General features: G+C 73.1%; 17 protein-coding genes and 1 riboswitch. Of the genes, 10 read left to right on the forward strand and 7 right to left on the reverse strand.

Annotated features, from left to right (window positions below; translation table 11 throughout):
- Positions 1-15: 15 nt before the first annotated feature.
- The 5 genes from AB0J53_RS39225 to AB0J53_RS39245 are packed head-to-tail and all read right to left on the reverse strand — an operon-like array spanning position 16 to position 6,797.
- A complete protein-coding gene (locus tag AB0J53_RS39225; protein WP_364181910.1) occupies positions 16-1,266 on the reverse strand; it encodes a right-handed parallel beta-helix repeat-containing protein in 1,251 nt (416 codons plus the stop codon).
- Between the two features lie 46 nt (positions 1,267-1,312).
- Positions 1,313-3,106 carry a glycoside hydrolase family 13 protein gene (locus AB0J53_RS39230; protein ID WP_308125956.1) on the reverse strand — a complete coding sequence of 598 codons (1,794 nt, stop codon included), beginning with the start codon at positions 3,104-3,106 and terminating at the stop codon, positions 1,313-1,315.
- A 7-nt stretch (positions 3,107-3,113) separates the two neighbouring features.
- Positions 3,114-3,947 carry an ABC transporter permease subunit gene (locus AB0J53_RS39235; RefSeq protein WP_219509438.1) on the reverse strand — a complete coding sequence of 278 codons (834 nt, stop codon included), beginning with the start codon at positions 3,945-3,947 and terminating at the stop codon, positions 3,114-3,116.
- A 2-nt stretch (positions 3,948-3,949) separates the two neighbouring features.
- Positions 3,950-5,512, reverse strand: a complete 1,563-nt coding sequence (locus AB0J53_RS39240) for an ABC transporter permease subunit (protein WP_364181913.1) — start codon at positions 5,510-5,512, stop codon at positions 3,950-3,952.
- Positions 5,513-5,516: 4 nt separating this feature from the next.
- A complete protein-coding gene (locus AB0J53_RS39245) occupies positions 5,517-6,797 on the reverse strand; it encodes a maltose ABC transporter substrate-binding protein (RefSeq protein WP_364181916.1) in 1,281 nt (426 codons plus the stop codon).
- A gap of 286 nt (positions 6,798-7,083) precedes the next feature.
- Here AB0J53_RS39245 and AB0J53_RS39250 point away from each other — a divergent pair, with 286 nt between their 5' ends.
- From AB0J53_RS39250 to AB0J53_RS39270, 5 genes are all read left to right on the forward strand, one after another.
- The gene (locus AB0J53_RS39250; protein WP_364181918.1) at positions 7,084-8,589 is read left to right on the forward strand and encodes a glycoside hydrolase family 13 protein; all 1,506 of its coding nucleotides are present in this window, start codon (positions 7,084-7,086) and stop codon (positions 8,587-8,589) included.
- 56 nt (positions 8,590-8,645) lie between these two features.
- Complete coding sequence (locus AB0J53_RS39255; RefSeq protein WP_364181921.1) at positions 8,646-9,986, forward strand: HAMP domain-containing sensor histidine kinase; 1,341 nt, start codon at positions 8,646-8,648, stop codon at positions 9,984-9,986.
- 89 nt (positions 9,987-10,075) lie between these two features.
- Positions 10,076-12,115: an N-acetylneuraminate synthase family protein gene (locus AB0J53_RS39260; protein WP_219509419.1), complete on the forward strand. Its 2,040-nt coding sequence runs from the start codon at positions 10,076-10,078 to the stop codon at positions 12,113-12,115.
- 45 nt (positions 12,116-12,160) lie between these two features.
- Positions 12,161-13,135 (forward strand): glycosyltransferase family 2 protein, encoded by a 975-nt coding sequence (locus AB0J53_RS39265; protein ID WP_364181923.1) that lies wholly within the window; start codon positions 12,161-12,163, stop codon positions 13,133-13,135.
- A complete protein-coding gene (locus AB0J53_RS39270) occupies positions 13,132-14,379 on the forward strand; it encodes an alpha-2,8-polysialyltransferase family protein (RefSeq protein ID WP_219509417.1) in 1,248 nt (415 codons plus the stop codon). The genes AB0J53_RS39265 and AB0J53_RS39270 overlap by 4 nt, the downstream gene beginning before the upstream one ends.
- On the opposite strand, the gene AB0J53_RS39275 is transcribed toward AB0J53_RS39270, so the two are convergent.
- Positions 14,358-15,524: a DUF6716 putative glycosyltransferase gene (locus tag AB0J53_RS39275; protein WP_364181925.1), complete on the reverse strand. Its 1,167-nt coding sequence runs from the start codon at positions 15,522-15,524 to the stop codon at positions 14,358-14,360. The two genes, AB0J53_RS39270 and AB0J53_RS39275, sit on opposite strands and share 22 nt — an antisense overlap.
- A complete protein-coding gene (locus tag AB0J53_RS39280; RefSeq protein WP_357590606.1) occupies positions 15,521-16,474 on the reverse strand; it encodes a hypothetical protein in 954 nt (317 codons plus the stop codon). The genes AB0J53_RS39275 and AB0J53_RS39280 overlap by 4 nt, the downstream gene beginning before the upstream one ends.
- 97 nt (positions 16,475-16,571) lie before the next feature.
- Here AB0J53_RS39280 and AB0J53_RS39285 point away from each other — a divergent pair, with 97 nt between their 5' ends.
- From AB0J53_RS39285 to AB0J53_RS39305, 5 genes are all read left to right on the forward strand, one after another.
- Complete coding sequence (locus AB0J53_RS39285; RefSeq protein WP_364181928.1) at positions 16,572-17,387, forward strand: aldo/keto reductase; 816 nt, start codon at positions 16,572-16,574, stop codon at positions 17,385-17,387.
- 52 nt (positions 17,388-17,439) lie between these two features.
- Entirely contained in the window at positions 17,440-18,393 is a 954-nt protein-coding gene (locus AB0J53_RS39290) for a Gfo/Idh/MocA family oxidoreductase (protein ID WP_219509413.1), read from the forward strand.
- A gap of 114 nt (positions 18,394-18,507) precedes the next feature.
- A riboswitch (cyclic di-AMP (ydaO/yuaA leader) is annotated at positions 18,508-18,645 on the forward strand.
- A gap of 12 nt (positions 18,646-18,657) precedes the next feature.
- On the forward strand, positions 18,658-19,365 hold the full coding sequence (locus AB0J53_RS39295) for a CHAP domain-containing protein (protein ID WP_364181931.1): 708 nt from the start codon (positions 18,658-18,660) through the stop codon (positions 19,363-19,365).
- A gap of 151 nt (positions 19,366-19,516) precedes the next feature.
- Positions 19,517-19,954: a YciI family protein gene (locus AB0J53_RS39300; protein WP_364181933.1), complete on the forward strand. Its 438-nt coding sequence runs from the start codon at positions 19,517-19,519 to the stop codon at positions 19,952-19,954.
- A gap of 795 nt (positions 19,955-20,749) precedes the next feature.
- The gene (locus AB0J53_RS39305) at positions 20,750-22,108 is read left to right on the forward strand and encodes an RNA polymerase sigma factor (RefSeq protein ID WP_364181936.1); all 1,359 of its coding nucleotides are present in this window, start codon (positions 20,750-20,752) and stop codon (positions 22,106-22,108) included.
- The last annotated feature ends 2 nt before the right edge of the window (positions 22,109-22,110 follow it).

A 22,110-nucleotide genomic window follows, 5' to 3' on the forward strand; every position in this document is an offset into this window, starting at 1 on the left:
CCGCCCGGGGCGGGGTCAGCGCTGGTAGGCGCCGGCGTGCGGGTCGGCCGGGATGGACCTGCCGGTGAAGTCCCTGGCCAGCTCGGCTCCCCCGTACCAGGCGGCAGGCAACCGGACGGCCCGGCCGCGCGCCGGGGAGCCGGGCCGCAGCCGCAGGTTCGTCGCGGAGACGAATCTCGGGTCGGCCATGACCGAGCCGGCGCCGAGCTTGAAGCGGGCACTGCGCGCCCGGTAGACGCTGCCCGCCTCGTCGGCGCCGGAGCCGTCCTCGAAGCCCGCCTGGCCGCCGACGACGACGACGTTGTTGCGGAGCTTGAGGATCGACGGGGAGCAGCCGTCGTGGCAGGACCAGCCGATGGTCTTCCTGGCCGGCATGTAGACCGAGTTGTGCACCGCAATCGTGCCCTTGACCGGGCCGACGATGTGCCGGGGGCCGCGCGTGACCAGGAACGAGCCGCTCTTGAGCGTGGAGGTGACGACGTTGAAGGCGATCACGTTGCCGGTGGCGGTGTCACCCTTCTTGGCGCCGAGCTCGCTGAAGGTGTTGTTGTCGTGCGCCCGGTTGTGGGTGACGCGGTTGCGGTTGCCTCCGAACACCTCGATGGCGGCGCCGTCGTAGCCGTAGTCGGGGCTCTTGGCGTAGCTGCCGGTGATGGTGTTGCCGGTGACGAGGTTGTCGTCGCCGTTGAGCAGGATGCCGAACGCGCCGGAGTCGTTGTCGCCGCCCTTGTCGGCGATGCTCATCCGGTTGTTGGCGGTGAAGGTGCTGTCGCGGACGGTGTTGCGGGCGCCGGTGGGCGCGATGACGGCGCCGGCGATGTTGCGGTCGGCCTCGACGCCGGACAGCGTGTTGTGGTCACCCTCGACGCGGAAGCCGGCCCAGCGGCAGCCGGAGGCGCGCAGGCCGCTGACCTTCCAGTGGTTGCCGGAGATGACGACGCAGTCGGCGTCTCGGCCGCTGATCCTGGCCAGCGGCCCCTTGCCGTACGCCTTGACGGTGATGGGACCGGCCGCGGTGCCGCTGGCGGTGAGGGTGAGCGAGCCGCTGAACGTGCTGCCGCGCCTGATCGCGACGGTGTCGCCCGGCTGGAGCGAGGTGGCGTTGACCGCGTCCAGCGACTTCCAGGCGGCCGACTCGGACGTGCCCGCGGCCGAGTCGTCGCCCGCCTTGGAGTCGACGTAGTAGGTCGTGCCGGCCTGGGCCGCGGCCTGCAAGGGGACGGCGGGCAGGAGCGTGGCCAGGACCGCCACGGACAGTAACCTCATACGTGACACCACTATCTAATTGAACGTTGCACGGAGATGTGCCAACTTAGCGTGATCGCGGGGCGAGGCGCCAGACGCGGAACGACGGCCCGTCCCCGGGCAGCACGTCGCCGTCGGGCGCGTCGTGCACCCCCTCGGCGTGCGTGCCCAGCCGCAGCTCCGGGCCGGGCGCGCGGCGCGCGCACACCACCAGCGTCTCCTCGTACGTCTCCCGCGCGAACACCAGGCAGTCGGCGTCGGCGTGCAGCCAGCGCAGGCCGCCGTGGCGCAGGGCGGGCTCGGCGCGGCGCAGGCCCAGCAGGGTGCGGTAGCCGGCCAGGGTGACGAGATCCTGGTCGGCCGGGCGGTTCCAGGGCATGGGGGTGCGCGCGTGCTCTCCGTTGACGCCGGTGAGCCCGTACTCGCTGCCGGCGAAGACCATGGGCGTGCCCGGCAGCGTGGCCTGCAGGCCGAGCGCCACCAGGTGGCGCTCGCGCGAGCCGGTCACGGTGCGGATGCGCGGCGAGTCGTGGGAGTCGAGGAGCTGCCAGGAGTGCACGAGCGAGCGCCACGACAGGTGCGAGGCGAACGCGCGGAACGTGGCGAGCGCGTCGGTCCCGTCGCGGCGGGGCACGCCGCCGGGCACGCCGAGGAAGTGCTCCAGGCCGGGGTCGTCGCCGCGCAGCCAGGCCCACACGGGCCGGGTGAAGCCGCCGTAGTTCATGGTGCCGTGCCAGCCGTCGCGGTCCAGGTCGGCGGAGGCGTCGTGGTTGTGCTCGGCGATGAACGCGGCCTGCGGCGGCAGGGCGCGGCGCAGCATCGCGGCCACCTCGTGGGCGTGGTCGGCGGCGCCGAGCCGGCCGGTCATGTTGGCCACGTCGACCCGCCAGCCGTCGAACGGCCCGATCCAGCGGGTGAGCACCTCGCGCATGCGGGCGCGGACCAGCTCGCTGCTCCAGTCGAGCTTGGGCAGCGACTTGAAGCCCCACCACGACGCGTAGTCGCCGGTGTCCGGGTCGAAGAAGTACATCTCGCGCTCGGGCGCGCGCACGTCGGACACGGCGGCGGTGAACCACTCGTGGGAGTCGCCGGTGTGGTTGGTGGTGATGTCGCCGAGCAGCCGCATGCCGCGCGCGTGCAGGGCGTCCGACAGGCGGTGCAGCGCCTCGTCGCCGCCGAGCAGCGGGTCGACCCGGTCGAACGTGGCCGCGTCGTAGCGGTGGTTGGAGCGGGCCGGGAAGATCGGCGTCAGGTAGACGGTGTCGGCGCCCAGCGCCTCGATGTGGTCCAGGCGCTCGGTGATGCCGTCGAGGTCGCCGCCGTAGAACTGCTCGGCGGTGCCGGGGCCGTGCGGGATGACGGGGTCGCGGTCCCAGTCGCGCGGCAGCGCCCAGCCGGGCAGCTCGCGCATCGGCCGGGAGGCGGCGAAGCGGTCGGGGAAGATCTGGTAGACGATCGAGCCGGCCATCCAGGCGGGCGGCGGCGCGTGGCAGACCAGCCGGAAGTCGCCCGAGTCGGGCAGGTCGTGCCGGACGAGCCCGGCGGCGGTCAGCCAGCGCTGCCCGCGCGCGGTCTCCAGCAGGAAGCGGTAGCGGGTCACCGGGTTGACCGCGGTGACCTCGGCCCGCCACCACACGTCGCCCGCGCCGTAGCCGCCGACCGCGCGGGCGGTCCTGGCGGCGTCGACGGACGCGGGCGCGTAGCGGGGCTCGCCGTCGTGCACGGCGCGTACGTGGACGCCGGTGACGCCCGCGGCGCGCGGGGCGCGCAGCCACAGGGTCACCGTGGAGCCGAGCTCGGGCGCCTGGGCGGAGACGTAGAGTGCGGAGCCGTCGTGATGCGGCTCGTCGATCAGGCGCACGTGATTCCTATCCCTTGACGGCTCCGGCGGTCAGGCCGGAGACGATGTACTTCTGCAGCCAGAGGAACACCCCCACGGTGGGGATCGCGGTGAGCAGCGTGCCGGCGGCGAACATGCCGAAGTTGGCGTTGCGGTTGTCGCCCGCGATCATCCCGAACATGCCCACGGCGAGCGTCTTGCTCTCCGGGTCGCGCAGGAAGACGCTGGCCATGAGGAACTCGCTCATCGTGCCGATGAACGCCAGCAGCGCGGTGACCGCGAGGATCGGCGTGACCAGCGGCATGATGACGCGCCAGAAGATCTGCGCGTGCGTGGCGCCGTCGACCGTGGCGGCCTCGTCGAGCTCCTTGGGGATGGTGTCGAGGAAGCCCTTCATCAGCCAGGTGTTCACGCCGAGCGCGCCGCCGAGGTAGAGCAGCAGCAGCCCCCATACGGTGTCGAAGCCGAACGCCGGGTAGAGCTCGGTCACCCTGGTGAAGATCATGAAGATCGTCACGATGGCCAGGAACTGCGGGAACATCTGGATGAGCAGCAACGCCAGCAGCCCGGCCCGGCGGCCGGCGAAGCGCATCCGGCTGAAGGCGTAGGCGGCGAACATCGACAGCAGCAGGCTGGCGAACGAGGCGGTCAGCGCGATGAACACCGAGTTGAAGAACCACCGGCCGAACGGGTAGACGTCCGAGCCGAACAGGTCGGCGAAGTTGCCGAGCCCGAACCCGGTCGGCAGCAGGTCGGTGGAGGCCAGCGTGCCCAGCGGGTTGATCGCGGCCGAGAGCACGAACACGATCGGGAACAGCGCGAACGCGCACACCGCCAGCGCGAACGCGTGCCTGAGCGCCATCTTCACGCGTACACCTCCTCCTGCTTGCGGGTGCGCCGGAACGCCGTCGCCGAGATGATCGCCACGATGGCGAAGATGAACACCGACACCGCGGCGGCGAAGCCGAACTGCGCCCCGCCCGCGCCGAACGCCAGCCGGAAGGTGTAGGTGATGAGCAGGTCGGTTGCTCCGACCTGCGGGTTCTCCGCCGGGAACGGCCCGCCGTCGGTGGTGAGCGCGATGGCGTTGAAGTTGTTGAAGTTGAACGCGAACGACGAGATGAGCAGCGGCGTCAGCGCCACCAGCAGCAGCGGCAGCGTGACCTTGCGGAAGCCCTTCCACGGGGTCGCGCCGTCGATGGAGGCGGCCTCGGTCAGCTCGCGCGGGATCGCCTGGAGCGCGCCGGTGGTGACCAGGAACATGTACGGGAAGCCGAGCCACAGGTTGACCAGGATCACCGCGAGCCTGGCGGTGAGCGGTTCGCCCAGCCAGTCGACGTCGAGCCCGAACAGCTGGTTGATCAGGCCGAAGTCGCGGTTGAACATGTCGCGCCAGACCATCAGCATGGCGAAGGCGGGCATGGCGTACGGCAGGACGATCGCGATCCGGTAGATCCTGGTGCCGCGCATCCGGGGGTGGTGCAGCGCCAGCGCGACCGACATGCCGAGGGCGAACGTGCCGGCGACGGAGGCCAGCGCGAACACCACGTTCCAGCCGAACACCCCGGCGAAGTAGCCGGAGATGGTGGGGTTGGTCAGCACCCGGGCGAAGTTGTCGAGGCCGACGCCGACCTGCCAGCCCTGCGCCAGGTGGTCGCCGGCGGCGTTGACGAAGTAGCCCTGGCTCTCGTCGGCGGTCCACGGCCCGCCGTCGCCGCGCACGCAGTCGCAGGCGGCGTCGTACACGAGCGCGGCCCTGCCCTCGACGGCGCGGCTGAGCCCGTTGGCCTTGATCGCCCCGCCGGGGGTGGGCACGGACAGCGCCGAGATCTCCTTGGCGCGGGCGGCGGCCTCGGGCGCCTTCAGCACGGTGAGCCCCGGGGCGCTCAGCACCTTGCCGGTGACGCCGACCCGGGCTCCGGCCAGCGGCTCCAGCCCTTCGGCGGTGCCCAGCCCGGCCTGCTTGGTGTCGGGGTCGACGAGCAGGAACACCAGCTCGCCGTCACGCAGCGCGGCGGTCAGCGCGTACTCCGGCGAGCCGGGCGCCTGGCGGACCGAGCCGGTCTCGATGGCCACGACCGCGTCCTGCATGCTGCCCCGGTGGCCGTCGCCGAAGTTCGTGAACGCGGTCGTCACCGTGTAGACGACGGGCACGACCTGGAACGCGATGAGGAAGACGGTGCCCGGGACCAGGTACTTGGCCGGGACGAGGCGGGGCGTCAGGTAGAGGTAGCCGATCAGCGCGGTGGCCGCGCCGAGCACGCCGAGCCCGAGCCAGGACTCGGCGGCGACGAGCGGCGGCACGGCGTAGAGCAGGATCGCGGCCGCCACGGCGAGCACCGCGATCCGGCTCACCACGAAGGCGGTGGTGATGTTGCGGCGGGGCCGCGGAGCGCGCTCCGCGGCCCCGGGCACGTCCGGAGCCATGACGTCAGTTCTTGAGCGCGCCGTCGATGGCCTTCTGCGCGGCCGCGGCCGCCTTGGCCGGGTCGCCGCCCTTGACGACCGCCGCCTCGGCGATGCCGAACGGCTCCCAGATCGCGGCCATCTCGGGGATGGCGGGCATCGGCATGCCGTCCTTGCCGGCGTCCATGAACTTGCCGGCGTCGGGGTCGGCGGCCTTGACCTCTTCGAGGGTCTCGGCCAGCGCCGGGGGCCGCGGGTCGGCCTCGTACAGCGCCTTGGCCACGTCCTTGTTGGTGACGTAGTTGGTGACGAACTCCTGGGCGAGGGTCTTGCTCTTGCCCTTGGAGGCGACGAAGAAGCTCTGCACGCCGACGAACGGGGTGGCCGGCTCGCCACCCTCGAACGACGGGACGGGCGTGATGTCGTAGCCGAAGCCGCCCTTCTTCACGTCGGTCATCGCCCACGGGCCGGAGATGAGGTAGGCGCACTTCTTGCCGGCGAAGCTGGTGATGTAGTTCTCGTTGGTGATCGACGTCTTGAGCGCGCCGTCGCCCTTCTCGCCGAGCTCCTTGAACTTGCCGAACGCCTTGACCGAGCCCTCGGAGCCGAGCAGCACCTTCTTGGGGTCGGGGTCGCCGGAGGCGGTGGTGCCGAACAGCGCGCCGCCGCCGGAGGCGAAGATCGGGTAGGCGTGGAAGGCGTCGCCCTTCTGCGCGACCGGCAGGCAGAGGATCTCCTCGACCTTGCCGTCGTCCTTCAGCTTCTTGCCCGTCTTCACCATCTCCTCGATGCTGGCGGGCGCGTCGGGGGCCAGGTCGGTGTTGCGGATCAGCGCGATGTTCTCGACCGCGTACGGGGCGCCGTACACCTGGCCGTCGAAGGTGACGGCCTTCATCGCGATCGGGGAGAACGCGCTCTTCTGCTCCTCGGTCAGGTTGACCGGGTCGATGGCGCCGTTCTGCACCAGGTTGCCGATCCAGTCGTGCGCGCCGACCATCACGTCGGGGCCGCTGCCCTGCTGGGAGGCGGTCAGGAAGACGGTCTGGTTGTCCTTGCTGATCTCCTTGACCTCGACGGTCACGCCGTTCTCGGTGCCGAACTGGTCGGCGAACGGCTTGAGCGCCTTGACCCGGTTGGGGTCGGCCCAGATGACGAGCGTGCCCCCCGCCGCGGCGGGGGCCGACGCCGATCCGCTCGCCCCGGCCGTGGGCGCGGCCGACGGCGCGGCCGGGTCGGAGCCGCCGCACGCCGCGGTGGCGAAGGCCAGGGACGCGAAAGCGGCCACACCCAGAGCTCGCTTGCTCATGAGACCTCCTGAGGTCACGGAGGATGGGCGACACCTGAGCGTGCGCCGCCACCAAAGATCGTTAACAGGACCGCTTTCGCGGCTTATGTGACCGGGACGTTAGCGGCTCTTTGCAAGAATTGGAAGAACTTGCAATCGAGCGTTACCCGATCCACACCGTACGGGCCGAGGGAAACGCGCCCGGCCCAGCGCAGAGGCAATCTGCAACTTTCGGCAACTTGCGCTCAGCCGATCGCGCACGCCATCCTGCACCAGACATCACGGACACCCCCCGGGGAGGACAGCCATGCCCGACAACGACGACTGGTGGCGCGACGCCGTCGTGTACCAGGTCTACCCCCGCAGCTTCGCCGACGCGAACGGGGACGGCGTCGGCGACCTGGAAGGGGTGCGCCTGCGGCTGGGCTACCTCAAGAGGCTCGGCGTGGACGCGATCTGGCTGAGCCCGTTCTACACCTCCCCGATGGCCGACGGCGGCTACGACGTGGCCGACTACCGCGACGTCGACCCGATGTTCGGCACGCTGGCCGACTTCGACGCGCTGATCGGCGACGCGCACGAGCTGGGCCTGCGGGTCGTCGTGGACCTGGTGCCCAACCACTCCTCCGACCGCCACCCCTGGTTCCAGGAGGCGCTGCGCGGCCACAACCGCGACCGCTACATCTTCCGCGACGCCCCCAACGACTGGGAGTCGATCTTCGGCGGCCCGGCCTGGACCCAGGTGGACGACGGGCAGTGGTACCTGCACCTGTTCGCCCCCGAGCAGCCGGACCTCAACTGGGAAAACCCGGAGGTGCGCGCCGAGTTCCGCGACATCCTGCGGTTCTGGCTGGACCGGGGCGTCGACGGTTTCCGGGTCGACGTGGCGCACGGCATGATCAAGGCCGAGGGGCTGCCCGACGTCGGCCCCAAGGAGGGCCGCCAGGCCGAGATGCTGGGCGACGAGCGGGTGCCGTACTTCGACCAGGACGGCGTGCACGACATCTACCGCGAGTGGCGGCCGATCCTCGACTCCTACCCCGGCGGCCGCATGGCGGTGGCCGAGGCGTGGGTGTCGTCGCCGGAGCGGCTGGCCCGCTACATCGGGCCGGACGAGCTGCACCAGGCGTTCAACTTCGAGTTCATGATGGCCGACTTCCACGCCAAGTCGTTCCGTACGGTGATCGAGAAGTCGCTGGCGGAGGCGGAGCTGGTGGGCGCGCCGACCACCTGGGTGCTGTCGAACCACGACAAGCCCCGCCATGTCACCCGGCACGGCGGCCTGGCCCGCGCCCGCGCGGCCACCCTGCTCATGCTGGCGCTGCCCGGCTCGGCCTACCTCTACAACGGCGAGGAGCTGGGCCTGCCCGAGGTGCTGGACCTGCCCGACGAGCTGCGGCAGGACCCCGCCTTCCGGCGCACCGGCGAGAGCCGCGACGGCTGCCGGGTGCCGCTGCCGTGGACGGCCGGGCCCGGCTGCGGATGGCGCGACCCGTGGCTGCCGATCCCGGCGGAGTGGACGGCGCTGTCGGCCGAGGCGCAGGAGGACGACCCCGCCTCCACGCTCAACCTCTACAGGGCGGCGCTGCGGCTGCGCAGGGAGCACCCGGCGCTCGGCGGCGGCACGCTGACCTGGCTCGACTCCCCCAAGGACGTGCTGGCGATCAGGCGCGAGCCCGGCCTGACCGTGGTGCTCAACACCGGCGAGGAGCCGGTCGAACCGGGGCTGGGCGGGCGGGTGCTGCTGGCGAGCGGCCCGCTGCCCGCCGGCGGCGCGATCCCGCCGGACACCGCCGTTTGGCTGCAGCATTGACCATACTTTGCCCGCAGGCGGCATGCGCGAGTGACTGCGGTTTATAGCCTCGGTGGGTGTCACGCCTGTGGGCCCGCTCTCTGCGCGGACGCGTCACCCTCGTCGCCACGGCGGTCGCCGCCCTGGTGCTCACGCCCGTGGCCGTCGGCAGCGTGATCATCGCCAGGTCGCTGGTCGCCGACGCCGTGTGGTCCGACACCCGCGACAGCGCGGGCCGCACCGTCACCGAGGTCCGCACCGGCGCGCTCAGGCCCGGGGCGACGGTGCCGGTGCCGGACCCGTCCATCGACCTCATCCAGGTCGTCGCCCCCGACGGGACCGTCGTGGCGGCCAGCGACGCCGCCCGCAACCGGCCGCCGATCAGCGGCGTGCGCCCGCCGCCCGACGCGGGCGCCATCGACACGACGAGCTGCCGCTCCGGCGAGTGCCTGCACCTGACGGCCATGCGGGTCTCCCACGACCCCGGCGCGGCCGTCGTCTACGCCGGCCGCCGCACCCCGTCGGTGCTGGCCACCCGGACGCTGGAGGTCACCGTGGCCGCCCAGCTCGGCGCGCTCGTCGCGCTCGCCTCCTGGGCCACCTGGGCCGTCACCGGCTGGGCGCTGCGCCCGGTGGCGGCGATGCGGGCCGAGCTGGACGAGGTCAACGTCGGCGACCTGAGCAGCCGGGTGACGCAGCCGCGCGGCGAGGACGAGGTGGCGCAGCTCGCCCGGGCCGTCAACGGCACCCTGGCCCGGCTGGAGCGCTCGGCGCTGCAGCAGCGGCAGTTCGCCTCCGACGCCTCCCACGAGCTGCGCACCCCCATCGCCGGGCTGCGCGCCCAGCTCGAGAGCGCCGAGCTCTACCCGGAGGAGACCGACGTGCAGGCGCTGGTCAAGAGCTGCCTGCGCGACACCGACCGGCTGGAGGCCATCATCACCGACCTGCTCCTGCTGGCCAGGATCGGCTCCCGCGTCGACGTCGCCAAGGAGCGCACCGACCTGGCCGAACTGGTCCGCCAGGAGCTCGCCACCCGCAAGGACAAGATCCCGGTACGGGCCGAGCTGGAGGAGGACGTCGCCGTGCAGGGCGTGCGCCTGCAACTCGTCAGGGTGCTGACGAACCTGCTGGACAACGCCCAGCGGCACGCCGAGAGCCGGGTGCGCGTCACGGTCTCGCGGGAGAACGGCCAGGCGGTGCTGGCCGTCGAGAACGACGGCGCGCAGATCGCCGAGGAGGACCGCGAGCGCATCTTCGAGCGCTTCACCCGCCTGGACGCCGCCCGCAGCCGCGACGCCGGCGGCACCGGCCTCGGCCTGGCCATCGCCCGCGACGTGGCCATGGCGCACGGCGGCGAGATCCGGGTCGAGGACCACCCCGACGGCGCCCGTTTCGTGCTCCGGCTGCCCGCCGTCTGAGGCACACGGAAAGTTCAGGACGGGGACGCTGCCAGTTCAATCGGTCCCTCTAGCTTCTGGGTGCAACCCGTAAGCATGGAGGAGTCACGTTGCGAGTCCTGGCCGTAGTTCCCGCCCGCGGAGGTTCGGCGGGCGTACCCCTGAAGAACCTCGCGCCGGTCGGCGGGGTCCCGCTGGTGGCCCGCGCGGTGCGCGCCTGCCTGCGGGCCGAGCTCGTGGACGAGGTCGTGGTGTCCACCGACCATGCCGGGATCGCGGAAGCCGCCCGCCGGGCCGGCGCGCGCGTCGTCGACCGGCCCGAGGAGCTGAGCGGCGCGACCGCCTCCAGCGAGTCGGCGGTGCTGCACGCGCTCGACACGCTCGGCGAGGACCCCGAGGTGGTCGTGCTCGTGCAGTGCACCAGCGCGTTCATCGACCCCGAGGACCTGTCGGCCGCGGTGCGGCGGGTCCTCGACGGCGAGGCCGACTCCGTCGTGTCGGGGCTGCCGACGCACGAGTTCCTGTGGACCGGCAACGGCTCCGGCATCAACCACGACCCGGCCGTGCGCCGCCGCCGCCAGGACCTGGAGCCGCAGTACCGCGAGAACGGCGCCTTCTACGCGATGCGCACCGAGGGGCTGCGCGAGCACGGGCACCGCTTCTTCGGCGCGATCGCCGTCCAGCCGGTGCCGCCGCAGCACGCGATCGAGGTCGACAACCCCGAGGACCTGGAGCTCGTCCGGGCGCTCGCGCCGTTCGTCGACGCGCCCGAGCCGATCGACGTCGACGCCGTCATCACCGACTTCGACGGCGTGCACACCGACGACCGCGCCTACGTCGACTCCGACGGGCGCGAGATGGTGCTGGTCAGCCGCTCCGACGGGATGGGCGTGTCGCTGCTGCGCCGCGCCGGGGTCAAGGTGCTCGTCATGTCGACCGAGCACAACCCGGTGGTGGCCGCGCGGGCACGCAAGCTCGGCGTGCCGGTGCTGCAGGGCCTGGCCGACAAGCGCACGGTGCTGCGCGACTGGCTGGCCATCGAGGGGCTCGACCCGGCCCGCGTCGCCTACGTCGGCAACGACGTCAACGACCTGGGCCCGATGGCCGAGGTGGGCTGGCCGGTCGCGGTGCCGGACGCGCACCCGCGCGTGCGCGCCGCCGCCCGCGTCGTGCTCACCAAGGTCGGCGGCGACGGCGCCGTGCGCGAGCTGTGCGACCGGGTGGTGGCCGCCCGGCCGGAGCCCGAGCCCGCCCCCTCCCCCGCGCCCCGCCGCACGTTCGGCCCGGTCGCGATCGGCGACGTGCTGGTCGGCGACGGCGAGCCGGTGTACGTGATCGGCGAGATCGGCATCAACCACAACGGCGACCTGGACGTGGCCCGCCGCCTCATCGACGTGGCCGCCGACGCCGGCTGCCAGGCGGTCAAGTTCCAGAAGCGCACCCCGGCGATCTGCGTGCCCGAGGAGCAGAAGGGGCAGATCAGGCAGACGCCGTGGGGCGAGATGACGTACCTGGAGTACAAGGAGCGCACCGAGTTCGGCCGCGACGAGTACCGGCAGATCGCCAAGTACTGCGACGAGCGGGGCCTGCACTGGTTCGCCTCCCCGTGGGACGTGCCGTCGGTGGAGTTCCTGGAGGAGATGGACGTCCTGGTGCACAAGGTGGCCTCGGCCGGCGTCGCCGACCACGAGCTGCTGCGCGCCCTGGCCGCCACCGGCAAGCCCGTCATCCTGTCGACCGGCATGTCCACCCTCCAGGAGATCGACCGGGCCGTGGAGATCCTCGGCACCGACCGGCTGATCATGATGCACGCCACCTCCACGTACCCCCTGCCGCCGGAGGAGGCCAACCTGCGCACGATCACCACGCTCAAGGAGCGCTACGGCGTGCCGGTCGGCTACTCGGGGCACGAGCGCGGCCTGCAGATCTCGCTGGCCGCGGTCACGCTCGGCGCGGTCTGCGTGGAGCGCCACATCACGCTCGACCGCACCATGTGGGGCTCCGACCACGCCGCCTCCCTGGAGCCGGCCGGGCTGGAGCACCTGGTGCGCGACATCCGCGTCATCGAGCAGGCCCTGGGCGACGGCGTCAAGCGCGTCTTCCCCGGCGAGGAGGCCCCCAAGGCCCGGCTGCGCCGCGTCACCGTCTGACCCTTCTGGCCCGTACGGCCGCGCGGGCCGTACCTGGAGACCGCATTGATCGCACTCTCGGTCGTCGTGCCGATCCGCGACGGCGAGCGCTTCATCGCCGACGCGCTCGCCTCGCTGTGCCGCAACGCCCGGCGCGACTTCGAGTTCATCGTGGTCGACGACGGGTCGGTGGACGACACCGGCGCGATCGTCGACGACTTCCGCGCCGACCTGCCCGGCCTGTCCGTGATCCGCAACCCGGCTCCGCTCGGGCTCGCGGACGCGCGCAACGCCGGGCTGTCGGCCGCCTCCGGCCGGTACGTCACGTTCATGGACGGCGACGACTGGCTGGCCCCCGGCTACCTGGCACGGCTCGTCGAGGCCATCGAGGGGCTCGGCTGCGACTTCGTGCGCGCCGACCACGTCCAGGTGGAGGGCCGCAAGCGGGTCGTGCACCGCGCCCCGCTGGCGCGGCGCGGCGCGGTGCTCGACCCTCGCGACGCGATCCTGCCCGCCGGGGTGCGCACCATGGTGGACTACCCGTACGCGTGGGCGGGCGTCTACCGCCGCTCGCTGCGCGACCTGCTGCACTTCCCCGGATCGCTGCACACGGCCGAGGACCGGCCGTGGATCTGGCGGCTGCACCGGGAGGCGGCGACGTTCGCCGTGGTGTCGCTGGCCGGGGTGTTCTACCGGCGGCAGGTGGCCGGATCGCTCACCCAGGTCGGCGACGAGCGGCAACTGCACTTCTTCGACGCCTTCGAGCTGGTGTTCAAGGACCTGGAGGAGGAGTTCCTGCCCAAGGCGGTGCGGAACTTCTGCGCCCTGCTCGCCCACCATCTGGAGATCGCCGACCGGTTCACCCCCGCACTGCGGGCCCGCTTCGAGGAGCGCGGCGCGCAGGTCGCCGGCTCGCTGCCGGTCGAGCTGGTGGCCGAGGCCGCCTCCGGCATGTCCGCCTCGCGCGAGGCCACGCTGCGGACCCTGCTGCCCGGCCTGCCCGCCGGTTCCCGCCATCGCCGCGATCGGGAGGACCCATGACCACGGTGTTCTACGCCTCGACCCTGTTCGGCGCGATGTCGCTGGCGGCGGCGATCGACGACGGCCGGTTCGGCGGCGGGCGCGCCGTCCTGCTGGTGTCGTCGAACGGCGCCGTGCCGGAGGCGGCCACGCCGCTCGACGCCACGCCGGGCTTCGCCGCGCTGCGCTCCCGCTTCGACGAGGTGCACTCGTGGAACGAGCTGATCGCGCCGCTGCACCCGTCGGACTGGCGGGCCCGGGTGATCGAGGTGCCCATGCTGGAGCGGCTCATCGGCGCCCGGCTCGGGCTGGAGCGGGTCGACGAGCTGGTGCTGGAGTCGATCGCGGTGCCGCCGGCCCGCACGATCGCCGGGCTGGTGCGCGACTGCCCCATCACCGTCTACTCCGACGGGCTGATGAGCTACGGCCCGACCCGCGACCCGCTGCCCGCCGAGATCTTCCGCCGCGTCACCCGGCTGCTCCACCTGGACCTGGTGCCCGGCCTGGAGCCGCTGCTGCTCAGCGAGTACGGCGTGCCCGCCGAGACGCTGCCGCAGGAGGCGTTCCTGGCGGTGGTGCGGGAGGTGGCGGCGACGGCGCCGGACATGATGGCGGCCGGGGCGCTGATCCTCGGCCAGTACCTGTCGGCGCTGGACATCGTCACCCCGCAGGAGGAGGCGGAGCTGCACGAGGCGATGCTGCGGGGCCTGGTGGCGCGCGGCCACACCACGGTCGCGTTCAAGCCGCACCCGGCGGCGGGCCGCCGGCACGCCCAGCTCCTGCGGGCCGCGGCCGAGCCGCTCGGCGTGCGGCTGATCGTGGCCGGGGAGAGCGTGCCGGCCGAGGTGTGCTTCGCCGCGCTGCGGCCGGAGCTGGTCGTCGGCTGCTTCTCCACCGCGCTGATGACCGCGCGGCGCTACTTCAGCCTGCCGGTGGCCACGTACGGCACCGGCCTGGTGCTGGAGCGGCTGGCCCCGTACGAGAACAGCAACCGGGTCCCGGCGACGATCGCCGACGCGCTGCTGCCCCGGCTGTCGGCCGACGGGAGCGTGGAAGCGCCGCCCCGGCTGGACGTGACCGCGCTGGTGCGCGCGGTGGGCTACTGCATGCAGGCCGACGCCTACCCGGAGCTGCGGCCGGAGACGCTGGAGTTCGATCCGCGCTACTTCAAGAGGAAGCGGCTGGAGAGCCTCGGCCTGGCCGAGCGGCCCAGCGCGATGGGCCGCTTCCGCAGGAAGCTGTCTCAGGTGAGAGCCTTCAGGTAGCGGCGCACCCGCCGCTCGGCCCGCCGGCCCGCGCGCAGCATGTTCGGCGGCACCTCGACCCGCAGCCGGGCGCGGCGGCGGGCCGCGGCGTGCTCCGGCCCGTCGAGCAGCGACCTGGCCGGCACCCTCGGCCGGGCGACGACCAGCCCGGTCAGCAGGCCCGTCCAGTCGTCGCGCCCGGCCGGGTGGAAGTAGTTGGCGGCCGTCCAGCGCGGCTCGGCCCGCCGGAAGTCGCCGCGCGCCAGGTCGTCCAGGGTGCCGAGCAGGCCGCTGCCCTCGAACACCAGGTTGATCATCTCGGCGTTCACGCCGAAGTCGCTGAGCACGATGAGCGGCACGTCCTGCGCGATCGCCTCCAGCGCGGCCGTCGAGCTGACGGTGACGAACCCGGCCGCGTGCGCCAGGTGCTCGCGCATCGAGCCCGCCTCGAACCGCAGCCGGCCCGGCTCGCCGAGCTCCCGCCAGAGCCGCTGGTAGTGGTGGCGCTCGCGGTGCGTCTGCTGCTCGTCCTCCAGGGCGCGCAGCTTCACCACCACGTCCAGGTCGGGCCGCGCCGCGGCCAGCTCGGCCAGCCCGCGCAGCACCCGCTCGCGCTCCTCGCGGGCGCGCGGCACCTTGGCCTGGGTGGCGAACACCACCCGGTCGCCGCCGCCGCGCCCGGGGGCCGGGCGCAGGAACGGCAGCCTGGCCAGCCCGACCGCCCCTCCCCCGCCCAGCCGGGCGGCCACGGCGGCGAACTCGGCCACCTCCCGCTCGCTGTGCACCACGAACAGGTCGCAGCCGCTGCGGTAGATCCACGCCTTGTCCGTGGCCGGCACCGAGATGCCCGGCAGCCCGGTGACGAACACCGGCCGTGGCCGCAGCCCGTCGAGCACGCCCGAGACGAGCACGTCCACCACCGGCCCGGTGCACGCCACGAGGATCGCGTCCGGCCTGGACCGTTCCGCCAGCCGGCGCACCGCCCTGGCCGTCAGCACCGGCGGCGCGGGCAGCTCGCCCACCGCCGCGGCGATCTGGTCGGCCGACGGCGCGATCGGCGTGCGCACCACGACGAGCTCGCTCGCGCAGCCCGCCGGCAGGTCGCCGAGCAGGCAGGCCGCCCATTTCAGATACGAGTCGGAGTCGGCTATCGCCAGCACCCTCACCCGGTCACTCCTGTCACTTCCGTCAGATGCGAGCGCAGAGCGGGGGCCGCTCTGCTGGTCCACCAGTCGTCGGGCACCTCGACGGGCTCCACCGCCACCCCGCGCGGGCTCAGCAGCACGCGCAGCGAGGAGATCGCGGTGGACGGCAGGCTGAGCACCCGCTGCCCCGGGTCGAGGCCGCGCAGCCGCAGCTCGGCGGGCAGCCCGGCCTCGTGCACGGTGATGCCGGGACGCTCCCGGATCAGCGCCACGTCCACCGGGTCCTCGCGGCGGTGCGGGTAGTAGGCGAGCGGCTCGCGCGCGGCCAGCTCGGTCAGCCAGGTCAGGTAGCGGTCGCGGCGCACCAGCCCGTTGCGCACCAGCGAGGTGCCGAGCACCACGGTGCGCTCCGCCGGGCCGGGGTCGCTCGGCGGCTGGCCCCGCAGCCAGGCGAAGTCGTGGCGCACCAGGTCGACGCCCGCCTCGGTGACCGCCTTGTCCAGCTCGCGGGAGACCGGCAGCGCGGTGAACACCGTCACCCGGCCGGCGCGCAGCCTGAGGGCCGCGGCCAGCCCGAGCGCCGTGCGCAGCAGCCCGGGGTGGGCGCGCGCCCGCAGCAGGGGCCGGTACGGGCCCGCCGCCAGCAGCTCCAGCAGCCGGATCGTGGCCAGCCCGTCGTCGACCACGACGACGCGGCCCGGATGGGCCGTCAGCCAGCGCAGCTGCACCTTGCCGGAGAACGCGTCACCGACGGCCGACGGCCGGCGCGGCATGCGCTCGCGCGGCTCGGCCAGCTCCAGTCCGTCGGGCAGCGGCAGGCGGCGCAGCTCGCGCCGCGTCACCCGCAGCGCGCGCAGCCCCGCGCGCGGCACGACCTCGGCCGACGGCCCCAGCAGCCCGGCATGGTGGGCCTCGACGGCGCACAGCATCTGGAGCGGCGACTCCACCCAGGCCGACGCCCGTTTGACCACTGATGTTCTCCCAGCCAGGTGATGGCCCGTTCACGACCGCTTCAAGCTAGCCCGGGCGGCTTAAGCCGCTCGGAACGGCACGTGAACAATGGAGGGTATGAACTCGCTACGGCTATACAGAGACGGCGTGGAGATCCCGCAGCTGGGGCTCGGCGTCTGGCAGGTGCCCGACGACGAGGCGGAGCAGGCGGTCACGACCGCGCTCGCCTGCGGCTACCGCCACATCGACACCGCCAAGCTCTACCGCAACGAGGCCGGCGTCGGGCGGGCGGTGCGCGCCTCCGGCATCCCGCGGGAGAAGCTGTTCGTCACCACGAAGCTGTGGAACAACGACCACGACCGCGCCGAGCAGGCCTTCGAGGAGAGTCTGGGCAGGCTCGGCCTCGACTACGTCGACCTCTACCTGATCCACTGGCCGGCGCAGCGGCAGGACAAGTACGTCCAGGCGTGGCGCGCGCTGGAGAAGGTCTACCGCGACGGCCGGGCCAAGGCCATCGGCGTGTCCAACTTCACCGTCGAGACGCTGCAGCGGCTGCTCGACGAGGCCGACGTGCCGCCGTGCATCAACCAGATCGAGCTGCACCCGTACTTCCAGCAGCGCGAGCTGCGCGAGTTCCACGACAAGAACGGCATCCTCACGCAGGCCTGGAGCCCGCTCGGGCAGGGCAAGGGGCTGCTGTCGGAGCCCGCGCTGGCGGTGCTGGCCGACAAGCACGGCCGCACGCCCGCGCAGATCGTGCTGCGCTGGCACATCCAGCTCGGCAACATCGTCATCCCCAAGTCCGTCACGCCCGCGCGGATCAAGGAGAACATCGCGGTCTTCGACTTCACGCTCGACCGGGAGGACATGGCCGCCATCGGCGCCCTGAACGCGGGCCGCCGGCTGGGCCCGGACCCGGACGTGTTCCCGTGAGGTGAAACCGGTCAGGTTTCGCGTCCGCGGATGAATCAGTACGATCTCCCGCGTGCGAGATCTAGCGTGGGGCATCGCGGCGACGGGCGGCATCGCCAGGACCGTGGGGGCGGTCATCGCGGCGGAGCCGGGCATGCGGGTGGCCGCCGTCGGCTCCCGCGACCTGGGCCGGGCCAAGGCGCTGGCGGCGACGCTGGGCGCCGAGTCCGCCCACGGCTCCTACGCCGAGCTGTGCGCCGACCCGGCCGTCGACGCCGTCTACGTGGCGACCCCGCACGCCCAGCACCTGGAGGTGGCCGAGGCCGCGATCGCGGCGGGCAAGGCGGTGCTGTGCGAGAAGCCGCTGGCGGCGAGCCTGGCCGACGCCGAGCGCATGGTCCGCCTGGCCCGCGAGGCCGGGGTCTTCCTGATGGAGGCCATGTGGATGCGGTTCAACCCGCTGGTGCGCATGCTCAAGGACGACCCGCGCTTCGGGGAGATCCGCTCGGTGCGGGCCTCGTTCGGGTTCGCGCTGCCGTACGATCCCGCGCACCGGCTGTGGGCGCCCGAGCTGGGCGGGGGCGCGCTGCTCGACCTGGGCATCTATCCCCTGGGGCTGGCCCAGCTCTTCCTCGGCATGCCCGAGTCCATGCACCTGACGGGCGCGCTGGCGCCCAACGGGGTCGACGCGGAGGCGGGCGGGGTGCTCGTCTACCCGGGCGGCCGGCGGGCGCTGGTCGACACCTCGCTGCTCGCGCACTTCCCCAACTCGGCCAGCATCGTGGGCACCGGGATGCGCGCCGACCTGGACGCGCCGTTCTGGGCGCCCCGGCGGGTGGTGCTCAGCGGGCCGTCGATGGAGACCGAGGAGCACGAGCTCGACCCGGCCGACAACGGCTACGCCGGGGAGCTGCGCGAGGTGCGGGACGCGCTGGCCGAGAACCGGACCGAGAGCGCGATCATGCCTCTTGACGAATCCCTTGCCATGATGGGGCTCCTGGCCGACGCGCGCGGGCAACTCGCCTAGCTGCGACTTTATCGACTTGTAATGCCTTGGCGGATGTATTACCTTATGGCGCATTCGCGGCTTACGTCCGGTTTGTCCGGTCGTTGCCAACCATCGCACGACACTCACAGGATCGTCCTGTGACCGCTGAATCCGCCTTGCGCGGAGCCGGGGACCCATGTCCTTTGGGGTGAATCGGCACCTTGTGTGCCGTAGGGCAGCTTCCACGCCCGAACCCGTCAGCTAACCCGGTAAGCGGCATGGAAGCAAGGAGTAATCCCCTCGATGGCGAAGCACCGTCTTACCCGTGCCCCGAAGAAGCTTCACCCCCGCGCCGGCGCCTCCCTCCGCGCCACCCTCGGCGCAACCGTCCTGGCCGCCGGACTCGGCGCCGGGATGACCACCGCACTCCCCGCCCAGGCCGCCGAGCCCGGCCACCAGGTCGAGACCCAGACCATGTCCGAGTCCACGCAGACCAGGGCCGGCGCCAACCAGGTCAACGTCACCGCCTCCCAGGTCCTGGCCCTGGCCAAGGCCCAGGTCGGCACCTCCGAGAACGCCTACGGCGGCGGCACCAAGTTCCAGGAGTGGTACGCCAGCTCCAAGCGCGCCCTCGAGACCGTCGCCCGCGACGGCGGCAACCCCAGCGCCTACCTCAACGCCCCCTGGTGCTCCATGTTCGTCTCCTGGGTCGGCGAGCAGACCGGCGCCCGCCCGCAGGTCGGCTGGGACGCCTACACCGTCACCCACGCCAAGTGGTTCGCCGCCAACGACCGCTGGGGCACCGAGGCCAGGCCCGGCGCCGTCGTCTTCTTCGCCTGGAACGGCAGCAAGAGCATCAGCGCCATCCAGCACGTCGGCTTCGTCGTCAAGGACAACGGCGACGGCACGATCTCCACGATCGAGGGCAACACCGGCAACGGCAAGGTCGAGGAGCGCGTCCGGCCCAAGTCCCAGGTCGTCGGCTACGGCTACCCCTCGTACGCCGCCTGACCTCCCTTCGCGAAGCGCGCGCCCCTCCCCCGGGCGCGCGCTTCCGCGTTTTCTCCCCTCCCCGTGTCGATCCGGCCCCCTCCGGGACGACGCACAGGTGTGGCAGGCTCGCCGGGAGCCCGCTTCACCGCCTGGACGAGGAGAACGCACCGTGAAATTCCTGATCGTCGGCAAGGCCAGCGAGGAGACCGAGGCCGGCGCCCTGCCGAGCCAGGAGCTCGTCGACAACATGACGGCCTTCAACGAGTCGCTCGTGAAAGCCGGCGTCCTGCTGGCCGCCGAAGGGCTCCACCCCAGCTCGCGCGGCGCCCGGATCGCCTACAGCGGCGGCAAGGCCCGCGTCATCGACGGGCCGTTCGCCGAGGCCAAGGAGCTCATCGCCGGCTTCTGGCTCATCCAGGTCAAGTCGCGGGAGGAGGCGCTCGAATGGGCCCTGCGCGTCCCCGTCCCGCCCGGCCACGACGGCATCGGCCTGGACGTCTGGCAGGTCTTCGACCCCTCGGACATGCCCGAGACCTCCCTGACCCCCGAGACCGCCCAACGCCACGCCACCCTCCGCGCCACCCTCGACTCCCCACCTGAACCCTGACCATCCGATAGCGACGCCCCAGTGGGAGGCGACCCCGCTGCGGCGGCCTCCTCCCAGGGAGGCCGCGCCCCCGCCGGGGCAGGCGGGGAGTCCCAGGTGGCGGCAACCCCGGAAGGGTGACTCCCGGAAGCGGCGCCCCCTCCCCGAAGGCCGCACCCCGCCGGGCAGGCGGAAGCCCCAGGATGGCGGCAACCCCGGGAGGGGGCGGGCCCCCGGAAGGGGCGCCTCGGGCAGTCCGGCCCTCTGGCGGCCTCCGCCGAGGCGGCCCCACCCCACCGGCGACCCCCGGCGGAGCGGCCCGACCACACTGGCAGCCCACGCCCCGGACGGCCCAACCCACCGGCCCCCAGGCAATCCGGCCCTCTGGCGGCCTCCGCCGAGGCGGCCCCACCCCACCGGCGGCCCACGCCCCGGACGGCCCACCCCCACCGGTCCCCCGGGCCCGCCCCCCTCAGTTGGGCCCGGCCCCAGGGGCGCGGCCTCACCGGCGGCGCGCACCCCGGACGGCCCGACCCCACCGGCAGGCCGGACCCAGCCCCTCCGGTGCCCGGCTCCCGGGGGCGCGGCCCCACCGGCCGCCCGTACCCCGGGCGGTCCGACCCCGTTGCTGGGCTGGGCGGTGCCGGTGGGTTGTGGGCCCGCGTGGTGCGGCGCAGCCGCCGGCTCGTGGGAAGCCGCCGCCTCATGGAGGCGTGACCCCCACTGAGCGGCAGGGGCCGCGTGGTGGGAAGGGGTGCGTCCCACGAGAGAGCGCTTGGGTTGCGAGTAGGCGGGTGGGGCTGTTGTCATGGGCGGGTGACGGCGTCGGAGACTCATCGGGCCATTGAGGCGGTGTGGCGGATCGAGGCGGCCAGGGTGATCGCCGGGCTGGCCGGGATGGTGCGTGACGTCGGCCTGGCGGAGGAGCTGGCGCAGGACGCGCTGGTGGCGGCGCTGGAGCAGTGGCCGCGGGAGGGGGTGCCGCGCAATCCGGGCGCCTGGCTGATGACCGTGGGCAAGCGCCGGGCGGTGGACATGATCCGGCGGCGGGAGCGGTTCGAGCGCAAGCTGGTCGAGCTGGGCCGGGAGCTGGACGACGAGACGGAGCTGCCGGGCGTCGAGGAGATCGAGGACGACCTGTTGCGGCTGGTGTTCACGGCGTGCCATCCGGTGCTGTCGACGGAGGCGCGGGTGGCGCTGACGTTGCGGGTGCTGGGCGGGCTGTCGACGGACGAGATCGCGCGGGCGTTCCTGGTGCCGGAGTCGACGATGGCGCAGCGGGTGGTGCGGGCCAAGCGGACGCTGGCGGAGCGCGGGGTGCCGTTCGAGGTGCCGGAGGGTGCGGAGCTGGCGGATCGGCTGTCGTCGGTGCTGGAGGTCATCTACCTGATCTTCAACGAGGGCTACTCGGCGACGGCGGGTGACGACTGGATGCGGCCGGGGCTGTGCGAGGACGCGCTGCGGCTGGGGCGGGTGCTGGCCGGGCTGATGCCGATGGAGGCGGAGGTGCACGGGCTGGTGGCGCTGATGGAGATCCAGGCGTCGCGGGCGGCGGCGCGGGTGGGGCCGTCGGGCGAGCCGGTGCTGCTGCTGGAGCAGAACCGGGCGCGCTGGGACCGGCTGCTCATCGGCCGCGGCCTGGCGGCGCTGGCGCGGGCCGAGGAGCTGAGCGGGGCCCGGAGCGTGGACCCGGGCAGGGACCGGGGCGGGGAACTGAGCGGGACTCCGGGCGGGGATGCAGGCGGGGCTCCGGGCGGGGCTCCGGGCGAGGATGCGGGCGGGGATGCGGGCGGGGGGATGGGGCCGTACACGTTGCAGGCGGCGATCGCCGCCTGTCACGCGCGCGCGCTGACGGCGGAGGAGACCGACTGGGCGCGGATCGCGGCGCTGTACGAGGAGCTGGCGCGCCTGTCGCGCTCGCCGGTGGTGGAGCTGAACCGGGCGGTGGCGCTGGCGATGGCGTACGGCCCGGAGGTGGGCCTGGGGCTGGTGGACCAGATCGCCGAGGAGCCCGCGATGCGCGGCTACCACCTGCTGCCGAGCGTGCGCGGGGATCTGCTGTTCCGGCTGGGCCGGCTGGCGGAGGCGCGGGCGGAGTTCGTGCGGGCGGCGGGGCTGACGCGCAACGGGCGGGAGCGGCGGCTGCTGGAGGAGCGCGCCCTGGCCTGCGGCTGATC

The organism is Nonomuraea sp. NPDC049725, from assembly GCF_040674795.1.
Taxonomy (GTDB): Bacteria; Actinomycetota; Actinomycetes; order Streptosporangiales; family Streptosporangiaceae; genus Nonomuraea; species Nonomuraea ceibae.